This is a genomic window from Nonomuraea sp. NPDC052129 (assembly GCF_040680095.1).
Lineage (GTDB): Bacteria > Actinomycetota > Actinomycetes > Streptosporangiales > Streptosporangiaceae > Nonomuraea.
The window spans coordinates 416,261-433,101 of the sequence record NZ_JBFAVX010000005.1 but is presented as its reverse complement, the minus strand read 5'-3'; the positions used below and the strand labels follow the sequence as shown (position 1 = coordinate 433,101).

General features: G+C 69.7%; 15 protein-coding genes and 1 pseudogene. 4 read left to right on the top strand and 12 right to left on the bottom strand.

Annotation, left to right across the window (positions count from 1 at the left end):
* The first annotated feature begins 94 nt into the window (after positions 1-94).
* Positions 95-1,513, top strand: a complete 1,419-nt coding sequence (locus AB0L53_RS15820) for an LCP family protein (RefSeq protein ID WP_363993599.1) — start codon at positions 95-97, stop codon at positions 1,511-1,513.
* Here the strand turns inward: AB0L53_RS15820 and AB0L53_RS15815 are convergent.
* Genes AB0L53_RS15815 through AB0L53_RS15800 form a run of 4 tightly spaced genes read right to left on the bottom strand, consistent with a single transcriptional unit; the run spans position 1,488 to position 4,837 of the window.
* On the bottom strand, positions 1,488-2,444 hold the full coding sequence (locus tag AB0L53_RS15815; RefSeq protein ID WP_363993597.1) for an asparaginase: 957 nt from the start codon (positions 2,442-2,444) through the stop codon (positions 1,488-1,490). The two genes, AB0L53_RS15820 and AB0L53_RS15815, sit on opposite strands and share 26 nt — an antisense overlap.
* Entirely contained in the window at positions 2,437-3,270 is an 834-nt protein-coding gene (locus AB0L53_RS15810; RefSeq protein WP_363993595.1) for an amino acid ABC transporter permease, read from the bottom strand. Before AB0L53_RS15810 ends, AB0L53_RS15815 begins: the two co-directional genes overlap by 8 nt.
* A 17-nt stretch (positions 3,271-3,287) precedes the next feature.
* The gene (locus AB0L53_RS15805; RefSeq protein WP_357960264.1) at positions 3,288-3,932 is read right to left on the bottom strand and encodes an amino acid ABC transporter permease; all 645 of its coding nucleotides are present in this window, start codon (positions 3,930-3,932) and stop codon (positions 3,288-3,290) included.
* Entirely contained in the window at positions 3,932-4,837 is a 906-nt protein-coding gene (locus AB0L53_RS15800) for a glutamate ABC transporter substrate-binding protein (protein WP_357960267.1), read from the bottom strand. The genes AB0L53_RS15805 and AB0L53_RS15800 overlap by 1 nt, the downstream gene beginning before the upstream one ends.
* A 107-nt stretch (positions 4,838-4,944) precedes the next feature.
* Here AB0L53_RS15800 and AB0L53_RS15795 point away from each other — a divergent pair, with 107 nt between their 5' ends.
* A complete protein-coding gene (locus AB0L53_RS15795; RefSeq protein ID WP_363993592.1) occupies positions 4,945-6,081 on the top strand; it encodes an ROK family protein in 1,137 nt (378 codons plus the stop codon).
* A gap of 163 nt (positions 6,082-6,244) precedes the next feature.
* Positions 6,245-7,036, top strand: a complete 792-nt coding sequence (locus tag AB0L53_RS15790; protein WP_363993591.1) for a hypothetical protein — start codon at positions 6,245-6,247, stop codon at positions 7,034-7,036.
* Positions 7,037-7,088: 52 nt separating this feature from the next.
* Here AB0L53_RS15790 and AB0L53_RS15785 read toward each other — a convergent pair whose 3' ends face one another.
* From AB0L53_RS15785 to AB0L53_RS15750, 8 genes and pseudogenes are all read right to left on the bottom strand, one after another.
* On the bottom strand, positions 7,089-7,211 hold the full coding sequence (locus tag AB0L53_RS15785; RefSeq protein ID WP_363993589.1) for a hypothetical protein: 123 nt from the start codon (positions 7,209-7,211) through the stop codon (positions 7,089-7,091).
* Positions 7,212-7,661: an isochorismatase family cysteine hydrolase gene (locus AB0L53_RS15780; RefSeq protein WP_363993587.1), complete on the bottom strand. Its 450-nt coding sequence runs from the start codon at positions 7,659-7,661 to the stop codon at positions 7,212-7,214.
* On the bottom strand, positions 7,556-8,800 hold the full coding sequence (locus tag AB0L53_RS15775; RefSeq protein ID WP_363993586.1) for a transposase: 1,245 nt from the start codon (positions 8,798-8,800) through the stop codon (positions 7,556-7,558). The genes AB0L53_RS15780 and AB0L53_RS15775 overlap by 106 nt, the downstream gene beginning before the upstream one ends.
* A pseudogene (locus AB0L53_RS15770) lies at positions 8,713-9,371 on the bottom strand (alpha/beta hydrolase). Before AB0L53_RS15770 ends, AB0L53_RS15775 begins: the two are co-directional and overlap by 88 nt.
* Before the next feature lie 324 nt (positions 9,372-9,695).
* Entirely contained in the window at positions 9,696-11,834 is a 2,139-nt protein-coding gene (locus tag AB0L53_RS15765; RefSeq protein WP_363993584.1) for a class I SAM-dependent methyltransferase, read from the bottom strand.
* Positions 11,835-11,948: 114 nt separating this feature from the next.
* A complete protein-coding gene (locus AB0L53_RS15760) occupies positions 11,949-12,953 on the bottom strand; it encodes an enolase C-terminal domain-like protein (RefSeq protein ID WP_357960291.1) in 1,005 nt (334 codons plus the stop codon).
* 21 nt (positions 12,954-12,974) lie between these two features.
* Positions 12,975-14,348: an MFS transporter gene (locus AB0L53_RS15755; RefSeq protein ID WP_363993582.1), complete on the bottom strand. Its 1,374-nt coding sequence runs from the start codon at positions 14,346-14,348 to the stop codon at positions 12,975-12,977.
* 87 nt (positions 14,349-14,435) lie between these two features.
* Positions 14,436-15,158, bottom strand: coding sequence for a TetR/AcrR family transcriptional regulator (locus AB0L53_RS15750; RefSeq protein WP_363993580.1), 723 nt, complete (start codon positions 15,156-15,158; stop codon positions 14,436-14,438).
* A gap of 100 nt (positions 15,159-15,258) precedes the next feature.
* On the opposite strand from AB0L53_RS15750, the gene AB0L53_RS15745 reads away from it, so the two are divergent.
* Positions 15,259-16,704: an MFS transporter gene (locus tag AB0L53_RS15745; protein ID WP_363993578.1), complete on the top strand. Its 1,446-nt coding sequence runs from the start codon at positions 15,259-15,261 to the stop codon at positions 16,702-16,704.
* Positions 16,705-16,841: the final 137 nt, after the last annotated feature.

Sequence of the window (16,841 nt, the reverse complement as noted above, 5' to 3'; positions counted from 1 at the left end):
TATTTCGCATTCTGTCCGTAGGCTGCCGCCGCGATTCGGCCTACGGTGAAGTTCGCGGGGAAACGGGGATGGCGTGAAGCAGGCAAGGAAACCGGTGAGCGCCGCGGCGGTTCTCGGCTGGCTGGTGCTGGCCGCGCTCGCGCCGGGAGCTGCGCATCTGCGGGCCGGATGGCGCAAGACGGGTCTGATACTGCTCGGCTGTTACGCGGCGGGGCTGCTCGCCCTTCTCGCCGTCAGGCTGAGCACCGACAACCTGCTGGGCGATCTGACCCAGGACAGCTGGCTGACGGGCATCACCGCCGGCGCCGTCGTGCTCGGAGTGGCGTGGTTCGCGCTGATCGTCCACTCGTTCATCGTGCTGCGGCCCGGCAGTCTGCCGCAGGCCGGGCAGGTCCTGGTGGGCACGTTCGCGGGGCTGCTCGCCGTGGTGGTCGTGCTGCCGTTCGGGATGGTCACGAGCTACGTCTGGACGTCCCGGAACGCGCTCAACGACATCTTCGTGAACGAGGGCCCCCCCGAGCCGCAGGCCGAAGAGACGACGACCCGCCCCGAGGACCCGTGGGCGGGCCGTACGAGGGTGAACATCCTGCTCATCGGCGGCGACGCCGACGACAACCGGATCGGCGTACGCACCGACAGCATGAACGTGGCCACCGTCGACGTGAAGACCGGCAACACCGTGCTGGTCAGCCTGCCACGCAACCTGGAGAACGTGCGGTTCCGTCCGGGCACGCCGATGGCCCAGCACTTCCCCAACGGGTTCCGCCTGCCGCCCGACCCGGGCGGCGGCCGCAGCGACCTGCTCAACAGCGTCTGGGAGTACGCCGACGCGCACCCCGAGATCTTCGGCGGCAAGCAGCACCAGGGCCCCAAGGTGCTGATGGACACGATCGGCTACACCCTCGGGCTCAAGGTCGACTGGTACGCCCTGGTCAACATGTGGGGGTTCGCCCGGCTGATCGACGCGATCGGCGGGGTCACGCTCACGGTCGAGCAGGACGTGGTGTTCGGCCGCTACAACGAGGGCCTGGTCAAGGCGGGCACGCGCAAGCTGAAGGGCGCCGACGCCATGTGGTACGCCCGCTCGCGTACCTACAGCGATGACTTCACCCGGATGCGGCGTCAGCGGTGCGTGATCGGCGCGCTGCTCGACCAGGCCGACCCGGCGACGGTGCTGACCAGGTTCAACCGGATCGCCGGGGCCACCAAGGAGCTGATCAGGACCGACATCCCCCGGCCGATGCTCAAGCACCTGGTGCCGCTGGCGCTGCAGGTCAAGAACGCCAAGGTGACGAGCATCCAGTTCGTGCCGCCGCTGATCAGCACCGTCTCCCCGGACTGGGCGAAGATCCGCTCCATCACCGAGAAGGCCATCCGCGATTCGGCGGGCGGGCGGCCGACTGCGGCGACCGCTTCTCCGGAGTCGACACCTAAGTCCACCAAATCGCCATCTCCTAAGAAGAAGGAGAGCGACCCCACCAAGACCCTTACCGAGGGGTGCGGCTCGCTGTGACGATCCGGCCGACCGGCGCGCCGCCGCCGAGCACGGCCACGCTCTCGAACGCGGCGGCCGAGGACACCTCGCAGCCCATCTCGCGCAGCACGGACAGGGCGATGACCGTGGTGGCGCGCGGGCTGCCGTCGATGACCTTCACCGCGACCGAGTGCCCGGACTCCATCGCCACGACCAGCACGCCTTCGGCGCCGCCCTTGGCCAGGGCGCCGGGCAGGGCCCGCATGAGCTCGGTGTTCTGGTGGCCGGTCCCGCCGACGTACTCGGGGTGCTCGCGCATCGCGTCGGCCACCTGGCGCGGCGCGCTGCCGGGCGCGGCCAGCACGAGCCCCTGTACGGCCCGCGCCAGGCCGGTCAGCGAGAGCCCGAACAGGGGCGCCCCGCAGCCGTCCACGGCCACGTGGGCGGCCTTCTCCCCCGCCAGGTCCTCGGTTACCGAGCGCACCCGGACTTGCACCGGGTGCTCGGCGGCCAGGTAGGAGTCCACGTCCCAGCCGTTGGCCACGGCGGCGGCCAGCATCGCGGCGTGCTTGCCCGAGCAGTTCATCCGCTCGCGGGAGACGCCCTGGTCCTGCCTGATCAGCGCGTGCATGGTGGCCTGGTCCTCGGGCCAGGTCGCCGGGCAGCCGAGCGCACCGAAGTCCAGCCCGTAGTCGGCCAGCAGCTCGCCCACCAGCCGTACGTGGAAGTCCTCGCCCGTGTGGCTGCCCGCGGCGATCGCCAGGCGCGGCCCGCTCAGTGCGGCGCCCGCGACCAGGCAGGCCAGCGCCTGGAACGGCTTGGCCGACGAGCGGGGCAGCACCGGAGCCTCTACCCGGCCGAGCTCGACCACGGCCCGGCCCGACGGGTCGAGGCCGACGGCGCTGCCGTAGTGGACGCTCTCGACGAATCCGGAGCGCACTACCTCGGCGAGGAGGGCGAGTTCAGGCACGAGCGAATCTCCTTCTGGTTCTGGGGATGGCGGGGGTAGCTCGCCGGCGGGCCTCCAGCGTACGGGCCAGTTTGGACAGCGACGCGTTGACCACCAGGTAGACCAGCGCGACGACGAGGTAGGTCTGGATGAGGTAGCCGTTGTACGCGGCCAGGACCTTGCCGCTGTAGAGCAGCTCGGCGTAGCTGACGACGAACCCGAGCGCGGTGTCCTTGAGCAGCCCGACCGACTGACTGACGATCGACGGCAGCACCCGGCGAGCGGCCTGCGGCAGCACGATCAGGCGCATGGTCTGACCGTGGGTGAGGCCGACCGCCAGGCCCGCCTCGCCCTGGCCGCGCTCGATGGAGCGGATCCCGGCGCGGAAGATCTCGGCGAACGCCGCCGCGTTCGACACCGACAGCGGCACCACGAGCTTCCAGAACAGCGGCAGGTCCAGCCCGTACTTCGGCAGCGCGAACAGCACCACGTACACCAGCAGCAGCGCCGGAATGGTCCTGACCACCTCGACGTAGGCGGCGGCGGGGACGCGCAGGAAACGGTGGCGCGACAGCCGGCCCAGGGCCAGCACCAGCCCGAGCGCCATCGCCAGCGCGGCCGAGACCACCGCGGCCAGCGCGGTGGACCACAACCCGGTCAGGAGATAGCGCCACATGGGCCAGGTGGCGTATGGCTGCCAGCGTGCGGCGTCGAGCTGCCCGTTGGCGGCGAACTGCCGGACGGCCAGCGCGAGCAGCGCGAGGGCGGCGAGTACGCCGACGACGGTCGCGATCCGGATGCGCCGCCGCGCCCGGGGACCCGGCTCGTCGAACAGAGCGGTGCTCATGGCCTTACTCCCAGCGCTCATCGGAGGATCGCCAGTCGTCGTTCGAGCCGGCCGGTCACAAAGCCCGCGCACGCGGCGATCAGCGCGTACGCCGCGCCCGCGCCGACGAAGATCGGGATGGGCTGGGCCTCGAGGAGGTTCACCCGGTTGGCCGCCGCGGTCAGGTCGACGACGCCGACGGCCGCCGCGAGCGCCGTGTTCATGGTGAGCGCGATGAAGATGTTGCCGATCGGCTGCACCACCGTACGCAGTGCCTGCGGCAGAATGACGTGCCGCAGCGACTGGGCGAACGTCAGCCCGATCGCGCGGGCCGCCTCGCCCTGTCCCTTGGCCACCGAGTTCACCCCGGACCGCAGCGCCTCGCCGATGTAGGCGGCCTCGTACACGGCGATCACCGCGATGGCCGTCACCCGCAGGTCGGCCTTGATGCCGATCTCCGGCAGCCCGAAGAACGCCAGGACGAGCAGCACCAGCAGCGGCAGGTTCTGGAAGGTCTCCACGTACGCGGTGCCGAGGGCGCGCAGCACCCGTACCGGGCTCACCCGCAGGGCGGTGACCAGCACGCCCAGTACCGCCGCGCCGAGGAACGACGCGGCGGTCAGCTGGAACGTCACAAGCAGCCCCTGCCACAGCTCCGGCAGGTGGTCGAGGAGGACGGACATCAGGACCCCGGCACGGAGCCGATCTGGGGCGGCTGCGGAGCGTCGCCCACGACGACCGTGCCGATGGAGTTCTTCCAGATCTTCTGCCAGGCCCCGGCGTCCTGCATCTTCTTCAGCCAGGCGTTGGTGAACGTCTTGAACTGGTCGTCACCGTGCTTGAGCCCGATGCCGTAGGGGTCGACGGTGAAGGGCTTGGTGACGATCTGGATCGACGGATCCTTCTTGGCGTCGGCGATCAGCAGCGTCTCGTCCTGGACGTAGGCGACGCCCCGGTCCTGCTTGAGCGCCTGGAGGCACTCCGGGTCGCTGCCGAACGTGATGATCTCCGCCTGCGGCGCGAACTTCTTGATCGCGGGGATGGCGGGCGTGTTGGCGCCGGCGAGGACCTTCTTGCCGTTCAGGTCCTCGGGCTTGGCGATGCCCGTCGCGCCCTTCTTCACCGCGATGGTCAGGCCGGAGGTGTAGTACGGCCCGGCGAACGCCACCTGCTTCGCCCGTTCCGGCGTGATCGTGTACGTCTGGAAGACGACGTCCACGGTGCCGTTGGCGAGCAGCGCTTCACGGGTCTCCGAGGCCGAGTTGACGATCTTCACCTTGGGCTGGCCGATGATGTACTTGGCCAGCGCCTTGCCCAGATCGGCGTCGAAGCCCTCGACCTGGCCGGTGGCCGGGTTCTGCTGGGAGAGCAACGGCGCGTCCAGCGAGCCGCCGACGATCAGCTCGCCGCGCTGCTTGATCTTCTCCATGGTGGAGCCGGGCAGGATGTCCGCGGCGGCCGCGACCGGCGCCTGCGCGAGGACGTCGTCCTTCTTGGTCTCTCCTCCGGGCACGGCGGGGCTGCTCGTCTCGCCGCAGGCCGCCAGGCCTAACAGGGAAACGGCGACGGCAGCGACAAGTCTCTTCATGACCATCCACTTCCTTCGAAATCGAAGATGAAGCGGAACGTAGTGGGAGATTTCGTACGAAGTCAATACGTTGTCGCAGGAAGTCCGGACATGATATTCCTCTCAGCATGAACCAGCGGCTGCCCGTGAGCGGGGCACAGGGAGACCTGCTGCGTCTCGTGGCCACCGGCCGGGCCGAGTCGCGGGCCGACCTCGCCCGCTTATCCGGGCTGGCCGCCTCCAGCGTCTCGCTCCGGGTCGAGGAGCTGATCTCGCTGGGCCTGCTCGGCGAGGAGGGCTCGGGCACCTCACGGGGCGGGCGGCGACCCAGGCGGCTGCGCCTGTCGCCGTCGGCGGGGGTGCTGGCGGTCGCCGACCTCGGCGCGCACCACGCGCGGCTCGGGCTGCTCGACCTCAGCGGCGCCCCTGTGGTGATCGAGGAGCGGCCCTGCGAGATCGCCCGGGGTCCGGAGGCCACGCTGGACCTGCTGTCGGACGCCTTCGACGAGCTGCTGGCCGTACATGTGCCGGATGACGTGCCGCTGCGCGGGGTGGGCACCGGCATCCCCGGCCCGGTGGACCCGGCCACCAGCCGGGTGGTCACGCCGTCGCGGATGCCGGGCTGGAACGGGTTCCCCGTCGCCGAGCACCTGGGTCTGCGCTACGACCTGCCGATCCTCGTCGAGAACGACGCCAATCTGATGGCCGCCGGCGAGGCCAGGCACTGGCCCGGCTGCGACAACCTCATGGTCCTCAAGGCCGGGACCGGCATCGGCTGCGGCGTGATCGTCAACGGCCACCTGCACCGGGGCCGCGGCGCGGCGGGCGACATCAGCCACGTACGGGTACGTTCCGACTCGTCCGTCCTGTGCGCCTGCGGCCACCCCGACTGCCTGGAGGCGTACGCCAGCGGGGCCGCCCTCATGTCGGCCCTCGCGGACGCCGGGATCACCGTGGCCCGTCCCGCGGACATCGTGAGCCTGGTGGACGACGCGATCCCCGAGGCCACCAGCCTGGTCCGGGGCGCGGGGCGGCGGATCGGCGAGGTCCTCACCGTGCTGGTCAACTTCTTCAACCCGGACGTGATCGCGGTGGGCGGCAGCCTGTCGGCGGCCGAACCGCTGATCACTTCCATCAGGGCGGCGGTGTACGAACGCTGCCTGCCGTTGGCGACCCGCGACCTGGAGATCGCCCCGGCGCGGGCCGGCCGGGACGCCGCCCTACTGGGCGCCGGTGCGCTCCTATTGGAAGCGGCGCTGATTTAGGCGGCCATTCTCGCTCGCGATGCGACACACCCGAAGCGCCCGTCACCACGGTGGCGGACGCTTTTACGCTAACGTACCTCTGATAAATCGGGGTCCCAGTCGTCGCACCATGTGAGGTCCTTTGTCGCCCATCCCGTTACGACTCGTTTTCCTCTTCACCTCCGTGCTCCTGATCGCCGGATGCACCACCACCTCGCCACCGGCCGAAACCGCTGATCCGGTCGCCGATCAATCAGCGCCGGAGAATACGACGGATTCGGCGGATTCGGCGGAAGACGACGACGCGGGCTACTTCGAGATCTGCGTCAACAAGAAGACGCGCCTGCGGATCAACTATCGGCCCTGTGACGACGCGCGGCCCGGCGCCGCCTGGTACTTCTTCTCGCTGGACGCGCGGGTGACCGCCACCGGCTCCAAGGCCAAGCACGGCTCGTTCAAACAGCCACGAGGCGACTCGTACCGAGCTCCCGCCAAGGGCGGCAGCGGCTCGGACGCGATGATCGCCGACGTCGACGACCGCGTGAAGGTCTGCGTGCGAAAGGCTACTCGGATCCGGTTCGCGAACATCAGGTGCGACGACGGCGAGAAGGGATACGGCTGGTATTACATCCGCATCGACGGCACCGTTCCGGCGATGGGCAAGAAAGCCGACGACGGCTCTTTCCGTGAGCCGTACGCGGAGGCCTATAGCGCTCGCAGCAAAGGCGGCGACGCCGCCAAGGCAGCGATCGGTTACGAGGATCCGGACGCCCCCGAGCCCGAGCCCGAGGACGAGGAGAGCGATGGCGAGATGGAATACTGCACCACGACTATCAACAATGAGTGCGTCGCCACCAATGAGTGCACAGAAACGGTGAACGGCGTCTGCACGCGGACCGACGACGGTTATCTCGGGAAGCCGTCAAGAAAGTGCCGCAACGTCTGGGCCCGCAAGCACTGGACCCGCCGCTGCTGACACGGCCCGCGGACGGCTTGAAGTCGGCCGGCCCGTCCGCGCAGTGGGCCGCCTACTCCTCGCCCACCAGGTCGAACAGCTCGCGCCATTTGCCGACCGTGGCGAACACCACGGACATCGCGGCCAGCGCCGGGTCGCGCGCCTCTCCGTAGGCGGTCGTGCAGTCGCTGGCCACTTAGGGGTCGAAGCCGCGCTGGTCGGCGGAGCGCACCGTGGTCTCCACACAGACGTTGGTCAGGATGCCGGCGACGAGCAGCCGCTTGATCCCCAGGCCGCGGAGTAGTACCTCGAGATCGGTGTACAGGAAGGCGTCGTAGCGGTTCTTGTCGATGACGTGGTCGCCCTCTACGGGTGCGAGTTCGTCGATGATGTCGGCGTCCCAGGAGCCCCGAACGAGCGGCTCCGGATCGCGCGGCCACAGATTCGCGGAACGGGGCGGCATGTCGATCAGGCCGGGCCGGAAGACATGCCGCGTTTGACGTGCTCCTCCACATAAATTGTGGAGGGTTCCTGTGCTGCTTAGGCAGCAGCTCGCAGCGCGGGTGCGGGCGAGACTGTGGGACAGGATGCTTGACGCTTCACCGGCCCCGCTATCGCGGAGTCTCCACGTCCTGTGACCGCCCATCCGGCGGCAGAGTTGTACCGATGAAGCTGGTTTCGGGCGGCGTTGGTATCAGCGTTGCCAATCCATCCGCACGCCGGGTTCTTGCACACGAACCGCGACTGCGTCTCGCGTGACCCTTTCGTGGTGGTGTGGCAGCGGTGACACTCCTGGCTGGTGCCGCGCGGGTCGACCTTGGCGACCAGACCGCCACGGTCGGCGGCCTTGTAGGTCAGCAACTCCACCGTCCGGCCCCACGCCTGACCCGCGATCGAGCGGTTCAGGCCCCGCTTCTGAGCGACGCCTCGCCCCGGCTCCTGCACCGTCCCAGACGCCAAGGCCATCATGCTGGTGACTCTCAAATCTTCGACCACGATCGCGCTGAACCGCCGCGCGAGGTCGGTCGTGCTCTGATGCTGCCAGTCGACGGCTCGGCGCTTGGCTGTCGCGCGGAGACAGGCGATCTGGTCATAGGTGCGACGCTCCCGGTTGGAGACCGGGTCGCCTTTGCCGCGGCCGGCACGCTGACGGGCGCTTTTGCGCTCCAACCGCAACAACCGCTCACGCTGCCCGCCAGACAGCCACGGGCCGTGCCGAAGATGCTCCCCGTTGGACAGAGCCAGCGGGACCGCGATGCCCCGGTCCATGCCGGCCTTCGGCCCGATGTGCGGCACGGGAGCGGAGACGAGCAGTTCGGTACGGAAGGCGATGCTCCACCCGTGGGCGTCTTTCACCAGTCGAGCCCCGGTGATCCTCCCCGGTGGTCCGCCCTTGGTGAGGCCGGGCAGGTCTTTGGTCCACCGGAACTTCACCCGCCCGAGTTTGGGCAGGTTCACCGCACCCCACCTGCGGTTGATCCTGGCGATCTGCAAGTCGCGAGCCTGGGGGACGTCCACGGCCATCCGGCACCCGAACCGGCCTTTGAACGTCGGCCGCTCGGCCGGGTGGTCGGGGTTGAAGAAGTTCGCCCACGCCTGCCGGTAGATCTTCAGCACCGCCTGCGCGGCCTGAGCGGGCAGCAGCCCCATCCACCCGATCTCATGGCGGGCCTGCCGAATCGCCGCGTCGCACTCCTTCAAGAACGCAAGGCGGCCCTGACGGAAGGTCGTGAACTCATGCAGCAGGTTCCACACGGCACGCGCAGTGTGGGCTTGACCGTCCAAGACGGCTGCTTGCCGCTTGTCCGGTGCGTGACGTCGACTCCGGCTTCAGCCAGGCGGCGGGCGTAGGCGTCGCCCTCGTCGCGCAGCGCGTCGTGTTCGGCGGTCACCACCAGGGCCGTCGGCAGACCGGACAGGTCCGGCTGGTGCAGGAGACTCGCCGACCGGCGCCCAGACGGGTCCGGCATCCACTGGGCGACGAACCAGCTCAGTATGTCGGCGTCGAGCCCATAGCCTGTCCCCTTCTCGGCGACGCTCGGCTGGGAGAGCGTGAGATCGGTGTTCGGACATATCAAGATTTGTACGGCAGGCAGCGGGCCGCCCTCGTCTCGCAACCGCAGGCAGGCCATGGCAGCGAGATATCCCCCGCGCTGTCGCCCGCCACGGCCACCGGCCCGGCCCAGCGGAGCACGTCGACGACGTCGTCGATCGCGGCCGGGAACGGATGCTCCGGAGCCAGCCGGTAGTCCACCGCCAGCACCTCGACATCGCACTCCTTGGCGATGCGGCGACAGGTCCTGTCGTGCGTCTCCAGGTCACCGAAGACCCATCCGCCACCGTGCACGAACACCATCAGGGGGCGCAGCTCGGCGGCGGGCCGATAGTGGCGCAGCGGCAGGTCCGAGGGGTCGGTCATGTCCGCGACGTGCGGCAGGCCGGGCCCCTTCGGTCGAGTGCCGTTCCGGCTCCGCGCGCTCTCACGGAGTTCACTGGCGAGATATGGGGACACGCCAACGAATGATAGAGGCCACCCCTAAAGGGGAGGAATGCCACGGTCTTCCTCGCTGACGCTGCCGCGGTCTTCCCCACTGGCCCTGCCCCGGTCTTCCTCGCAGGCGCCGCCACGGCCTCCCTCGCTGACCGCGGGGCGGTCTTCCTCGCTGGCACTGCCGCGGTCTTACTCGCTGACAGCGGGGCGGTGGAAGGTGGCGCGGCAGCGGTGGCGTTCCGGGTCGCGGAGGTCTTCGATGCGGTCCGTGACCAGGCCCTCCGACGCGAAGGACGCGATCTCGGACGGCGTGAGGGGCCACGGCGGGGCGAACACCGGGCCGCCCTCCTCACGGGCCGAGGCGATCACCAGGAGCGTGCCGCCCGGCCCGACGAAGCCGGAGACCGAGTCGATGGCCCGCGCGTGGAGGTGCTCCGGCAGAGCTTGGACGGTCATGATCTCCACCACCAGGTCGAACGCGTGGCGCCACTCGGTGGGCGGGTCGAGCAGGTCGGCTGCGCGATAGTCCACCGTGGAGTCCGGAAAGCGCTCCTGGGCCAGGCGTACGGCCGACTCGCTGACGTCGAAGGCAACCGTGTCGTAGCCGAACCTCACCACGTACTCGGCGTCGTCCCCCAGCCCGCACCCGACCACCAGCGCTCGCCGACCCACTCCCGGGCCGATCCCTGCTTCCGCTCCAGAGCCCGCCCAGGCGGGGCTGGGGCTGGAGCTGGAGCCGAGGCTAGGGCTGGAACCCGAGCCCGAGCCCGAGCCGGAACCGGAAGCCGACGCCAAGCCCGAGCCCGAGCCCGACGCCGAGTCCGACGCCGAAGGAAGCCACTCGACGAGCAGTGGGTGGGGTGTCTGTGAGTCCCACGGGACGATCGCCTGACCCGTCGCCGACTCCGCGTACAGGCGCTCGAACCACCCCGTCGGATCACCGGCCGCCAGTGACTCAGCCGCCAGCCGCCGGGAGTCCTCGTCCCGGTCCCGCTCCGTCAAAGGTCCTCCAAGTTCGAGCCCGTACGGCAGGCCGCGCCCCGCTCTGTCGGCCAGTGCCACCAAGTCGACCGTATCGCCCAGCGGCCCGACAAAGCTGCGTTGCTGGAGAACCGGGGCGACGTACCCCAAACGCCGCAACTCGATGTCGAAGAACGGGATCAGCGCGCACACGGCCGGGCTCGGATGAGGACACGGGAGGTCGGCGTGCCACCAGGAGAGCTCCCCCGCCCGGCCGTCGACGGCCAGCTGGACGACGTCCCGTTCGGTGGCCTCCCGTCCGAGCAACTTGCTCGCGGCAACGATGACCTGGTCCCGCCACTGCGCCTGAAGCGAACCCCATCCGTCCCAGGGAATGTCACGCAGGGAGTGGAAGGGAATGCGCGGGCCGGCGGCCTTGGTGCGTTCCCACAGGACAACCTGCCCGAGCCTGCGTTCCAGCTGCTCCGTGACACCGTCGACGACCGCGGCGGCTACCGGGTCGACGGGCTCACCGGCGTTCCATCCGAGCTCCTCCAGCAGCCTCGCCTCGTGACGATCGAAATCCTCCGCCACGTAGGAGTCGACATTCGGCTGCATCCGCCCGAGCAAGCCGTCTTCCCTGATCTTCCACAGGAAGCTCTGATAGGTGTCGGAGACGTAACCCATGTCAGGCGACATCGCCGGGCCCGCGTACCGCTCGAGGTACCAGTAGAAGGCACTGTTGACCATGAAGGCGCGCCGCGTGGCGCGGGCCAGAACGTCGCGTCCCACCAGTTCGGCTGTCGCCGACCAGAGGTCACTGCGGATCCGGTAGGCGTGCACACGCAGCCATTCCCTTTGTGGCAGCGGTTTGCCCTCCGCCTCCCGATCGAGGTCAAGGAAATTGAGGCGGAGGAGCCAGCGGACCTGCCAGGACGCCGACGGGACGAGGTTCATCTCCCTGATGATCAGCGCGCGCAGGTCATCCTCGTCCAGCCCCATGAGCAGCGGCAGGCCCAGGTAGAGAAGGCAGCTGCCGCGTCGGCCGGGCCAGGCCGCCATGCGCGGCCTGGGGCTCAGGCGAACCTTGACGGATGTAGGCCAGCCGGCCGCCTCGGACGCCGAGTCGAGGACGCGACGCAGTCGCTGATGATCGTCCAGAGGCAGGCGTGGGTGTCTCCATCTGAGCCGAGGCCGCCAAGCCATCGCTCCGACGATCAGGCAGGTAGCGAGGGCCGGCACCCCCAACAGCGGCGCCAGGAAGCCGAGCGGCCACAGCACGTACAGGAGCCCGCCGCCCACAGCCCCGACAGCGGCCAGGCGGACGAGCAGTTGCAGCCACTCCGGCCCCAAACCCCCCGGGTTCAAGCGCAGAATGGCGACAAGCGTCCGCCACCTGGTTAACGCCGGTACATCGCCCACATCAAGCCCCTTTATCTCGAAATTTCGGGATAAAGGTAGGGGGGCTAGATCACATAGCCGTCACGCGAGAAACGAGTCCTTGGCCATCCGGCGTACCCTGGCCTCGTCGATGACGTGCCCCAGCCCCGCCTGCGTCAGCGGCACCGCCACCACCCCGCCGTTCGCTCCCACGATCGGCGTCACGATCTGGTTGTTGCGCGGCGGCTGCGTCACGTCGCATGGCAGCGTGCACCCCGGCAGGCTGGCCAGCGCCACCGTGGCCGCCCGGGCCAGTCCGGCGCCCTGACCGCCCGCGCACTGGATGTCCCAGCCGGCCGCGGCGGCCCGGTCATGCGCCCGGCGGGCTTCGCTGAGCGATGGGAAGGCGGTGGGCCGCAGGATCAGCACTCGCGCGGCCCGCAATGTCAGGTAGTCGTCGAGCTCCGCCGACGAGCGCACCTCGACCGCCACCGACGCCGCCACCTCGTCCTGCAGCGAGGCGTGCGCGTAGACGTCGCCGACGGGGAAGGGCCGTTCGATGACCTCGATGCCGTACGAGTCCAGCGCCGCGAGCTGCCCGCCCTCGGAGTAGGCGCAGCCGCCGTCGACGGCCAGCGTCAGAGCCGGATAGGCCAGGCGTACGGCCCGCACCGGCTCGACGTCCCAGCCGGGCCGCACGTCCAGCGTCACGTGGCCGTAGCCCGCGCAGACCTGCTGGTTGACCCGTGAGACCAGGCTTTCGAGCGACGGGTCGGGTTCGAGCCGGACGGTGGCCACCAGGGAGGTGCGGGTGCCGCCGATCGCCTCGGCGAGCGGCACACCGCGCATCCTGGTCCACAGGTCCCAGCAGGCCATGTCGACGGCCGGGTCACCGCTCAGTACGGCGTCGGGGTGCTCCCAGTCGACGCCGATGAGCTGGGCGGCCAGCGACTCCTCCAACCGGGCCCAGGTCTTGGGCTGGGGATCCAGCGCCTCACCCCAGCCGGTCATGCCGGCGTAGTCGGTGAGCTTGACGAGCAGGCTCTCCGACCGCCTGCCGTACGGCAGGACCAGCCGGAAGACCTCTAGCTCCCGCACTCGCGGCATGTACCCCCCTCTGCGACGAAGCTAAGAAATGACTCCTTCCAGTGTGCCTGCCTTCGTGTGCTGGGCAAAACGCGGGGCGATGACGGCGGCCAGCACGGCGAGGGCGAAGGTGAAGGCGAGGCCCACCAGATAGGTCTCGCCGGTGGCGGTGAACAGGGCTCCGGTGACCGCGACGGCGACGACGGTGAACACGGACTCGCCGACGCCGAGGGCCGCGGTGTTCTGGCCCGCCTCTCCCGGCGCGGACATCTCCAGCACCAGTACGGACACCGTGGGGTGCAGCGCGCCGATGCCGAGCCCGGAGATGGCCATGGCCACGTACGCGAGGGCGATCGGCACGGAGTCGATCAGCAGGAGCGACATCAGCGCGATGCCGGTGGCGACCATGATGGCGCCACCGCGCAGCGCGACCAGGTGACTGATGGCGCCGCGGCCCTTGATCCAGGATCCGGTGGACCAGCCGAGCGCGCCGACGGTCAGGACGATGCCGGCGCCGGTGGGCGTCAGGCCACGCTCGCTGATCAGCATGAGCGGGATGAGAACCTGGGCCGCCACCAGCGAGCCGTAGGCCAGGCCGCGCAGCACGGGGGCGCTCGGCAGCCCGCGGGCGGCCCGGAGCGAGCCGCGGGGCAGCAGCCGGGGCAGGGACACGGCCAGCAGGACGATCCCGGCCGCGAGCAGGGGCAGGCCGCGGAGCTGGAGCGCGCTGCCGTACTGGATCAGCGCGGCGGCGACGGCGGTCAGCGTGGCCCAGACCAGCTTGCGCCCGAGGCCGGGGGCGGGCTCGGCCTCGCCGCCGCGCAGGCCCGCGCCCGCGGTGCCGCGCCACAGAAGCAGCGCGCTGGGCACGACGATCAGGGAGACGCCGAGGAAGATCCACCGCCAGTCGGCGTTCTCCACCACGAATCCGGCGATCGCCGGGCCGACCATGGACGGCACCACCCACGCGGCCGAGAACAGCGCGAACACCCTGGGATGCATCTCACCCGGATAGACCCTCGCCACCAGCACATAGAGGGCCACCTGGATCAGGCCCGCGCCGAGCCCCTGAATGAACCGTCCGGCGACGAACACCTCCATGTTCGGCGCGAACCCGGCCACCAGCAGTCCCGCCACGAAGCCCGCCACGCCGGTGGCTACCGGCGGCAGCGGGCCCTTCACATCGCTCCACCTGCCGCCGAGCACGGTGGCGATCACGCTGGCCGCGAGGGTGGCGCTGAAGGCCAGGTTGTACAGGTGCATGCCGCCGAGCTCGCGCGCCACGACGGGCATCGCCGTCGCCACCGCCATCGCCTCGAACGCCACCAACATGACGAGCGCCACCAGCCCCACGCTGAGCGCCCGGTACTTCGCCGACACCACACTGACGGGAGGTGCTTCAAGAGTTGCGGTCATGCCCGGCAAACTATGCCGAACACCCTGCTCAGCACATCGGGCGCCAGCCCTAGGCCCTTGGGCTTAGGGAATCCGGGGCCGGTCGGCCTAAGGCATCCGGGCCTCGAGACCGTCGATCATCAGATCGAGGCCGTACTCGAAGCGCGCCCGCCCGTCGTCGGCGATCAGATCGTCGACGTGCGCGGCGATGTGCGGGAACCGCTCGGCGGGCAGAGCGCGGTAGTGGCTCTCGATGTGGCCGACGAACGACTTGAAGTATTCCTCCAGGCCGAGACCCGTGGCCCGCATCCTGCCGAAGTGCAGCGAGCCTTCGAAGGCGTCGCCGGTGATGTAGAGGGAGATCCGGTCGACGGCGAGCGAGGCGTCACGCGGCGCCATGCCCGCGTCGATGAGCAGGCCGAAGACGTATTCGGCGATCCGCAGCGCGTTCGGGCCCACGGGGATGCTGGCCAGCGCGGCCCTGGCCACGTCGGCATGGCTGCCCAGCACCCGGTGACACTCGATCGCGTACTCGCGCAACTGCTCCTTCCAGCGGGCCGGATCGGGTTCGGCCAGGTGGATCTCGCCGAGCACCCGGTCATAGATGAGCTCCAGGAGCTCCTCCTTGTTGGCGACGTGCGCGTAGAGCGAGGCGGGCCCGGTGTCGAGCTCCTGCGCGACGCGGCGCATGCTCAGCCCGTCGAGGCCCTCGGCGTCAAGGATCCGCAATCCCGTCTCGACGATCAGGTCCTGGCTCAGCTGCCGCCTGAGCTGAACCGGCTTACGCGCCTTGCGCCATGGCGGGGTCGGGACGTTCTCGCTGCTTCCCATGACGAACACTGTACTTGACACGAACGCCGTTCGCTACTAAAACGGTGTTCGTAGCGAACAGTGTTCGTAGTAGAAAACGGTGTTCTACCAAGGAGTCCTCATGACCGTCACCGCCCCCCAGGCGGACTCGGAGGTCCAGCCCTACCGCTGGCGCTGGGTCGCGCTGTTCGTCATCCTGGCCGCCGAGGTCATGGACCTGCTGGACGCGCTGGTCACCTCCATCGCCGCACCGACCATCCAGAAGGATCTGGGCGGCTCGTCGAGCCTGGTGCAGTGGCTGGTGGCCGGTTACACGCTGGCCATGGCGGTCGGCCTGATCACCGGTGGACGGCTCGGCGACCTCTACGGCCGCAAGCGCATGTTCGTGATCGGAGCCCTGGGCTTCACCGCCGCCTCATTGCTGTGCGGGATCGCCGCGAACCCGGAGATGCTGATCGCCGGCCGCGTTGTGCAGGGCCTGTTCGGCGCCGTGATGCTGCCGCAGGGGCTCGGCCTGATCAAGGAGATGTTCCCGCCGCAGGAGATGGGTAAGGCGTTCGGCATGTTCGGCCCGGTCATGACGATCTCGTCCGTGGGCGGCCCGATCCTGGCCGGCTGGCTGATCGACGCCGACCTGTTCGGCACCGGCTGGCGCATGATCTTCCTGATCAACCTGCCACTCGGGCTGGCCGCCGCGCTGGCCGGGATGCGGTTCCTGCCGGAGTTCAGGCTCTCCAACGCCACCCGGCTCGACCTGGTCGGCATGCTGCTGGTCTCGGCCGCCGCGTTCCTGCTGATCTTCCCGCTCATCCAGGGCCGCGAGCTGGACTGGCCCGCCTGGACGTTCGTGTCGATGGCCGCCTCGATCGTGTTGTTCGCCATCTTCGGCCGGTACGAGAGCCGCCGTGCCGCCTCCGGAAAGGACCCGCTGGTCACGCCGAGCCTGTTCCGCAAGCGCGCCTTCACCGGCGGGCTGGTGGCCGGGCTGGCCTTCTTCTCCGGCATGATCGGCCTCAGCCTCGTCTTCACCCTCTACACCCAGGTCGGGCTCGGCTACAGCCCGCTCAAGGCCGGCCTCACCGGTCTGCCGCAGGCCATCGGCGGCGTGATCGGCTTCGGCCTGGCCATGTCGGGCCTGCAGGAGAAGCTCGGCCGCGGCCTGCTGCAGATCGGCACCGCGGTCATGGCCGTGGGCGCGGGCGTGCTGGGCCTGACCATCCACCTGGTCGGCACCGACGTCAGCCCCTGGCAGCTGTCCCCCGGCCTGGCCTTCGTGGGCATCGGGATGGGCCTGACCATGGCGCCGTTCTTCGACATCGTGCTCTCGGGCGTCGAGCCGCACGAGTCCGGCTCGGCGTCGGGCACGCTGACCGCGACCCAGCAGCTCGGCGGCGCGCTCGGCAGTGCCCTGCTCGGCACGCTCTTCTTCAACCTGCTCAAGAGCCAGTGGAGCTTCGGCTCGGCGATGCAGGTCACCATCTGGGTCGAGATCGGGCTGCTGGTGCTGACCTTCCTGCTGGCGTACCTGCTGCCGCGCAAGTCCAGCGTGGAGCAAGCGGGGCACTGACCGCCTGCTTCTGAAACCCAGGGCACTGACCACCTGCGCTGAAGGGGGGCGGCCCCGGGGGGGGGGCCCGGGCCGGGGGGTTTGTTAACCATCCCCGTTGGCGTGGGGGCCCCGCCGGGGTTTAGGGGGGGTGGGTT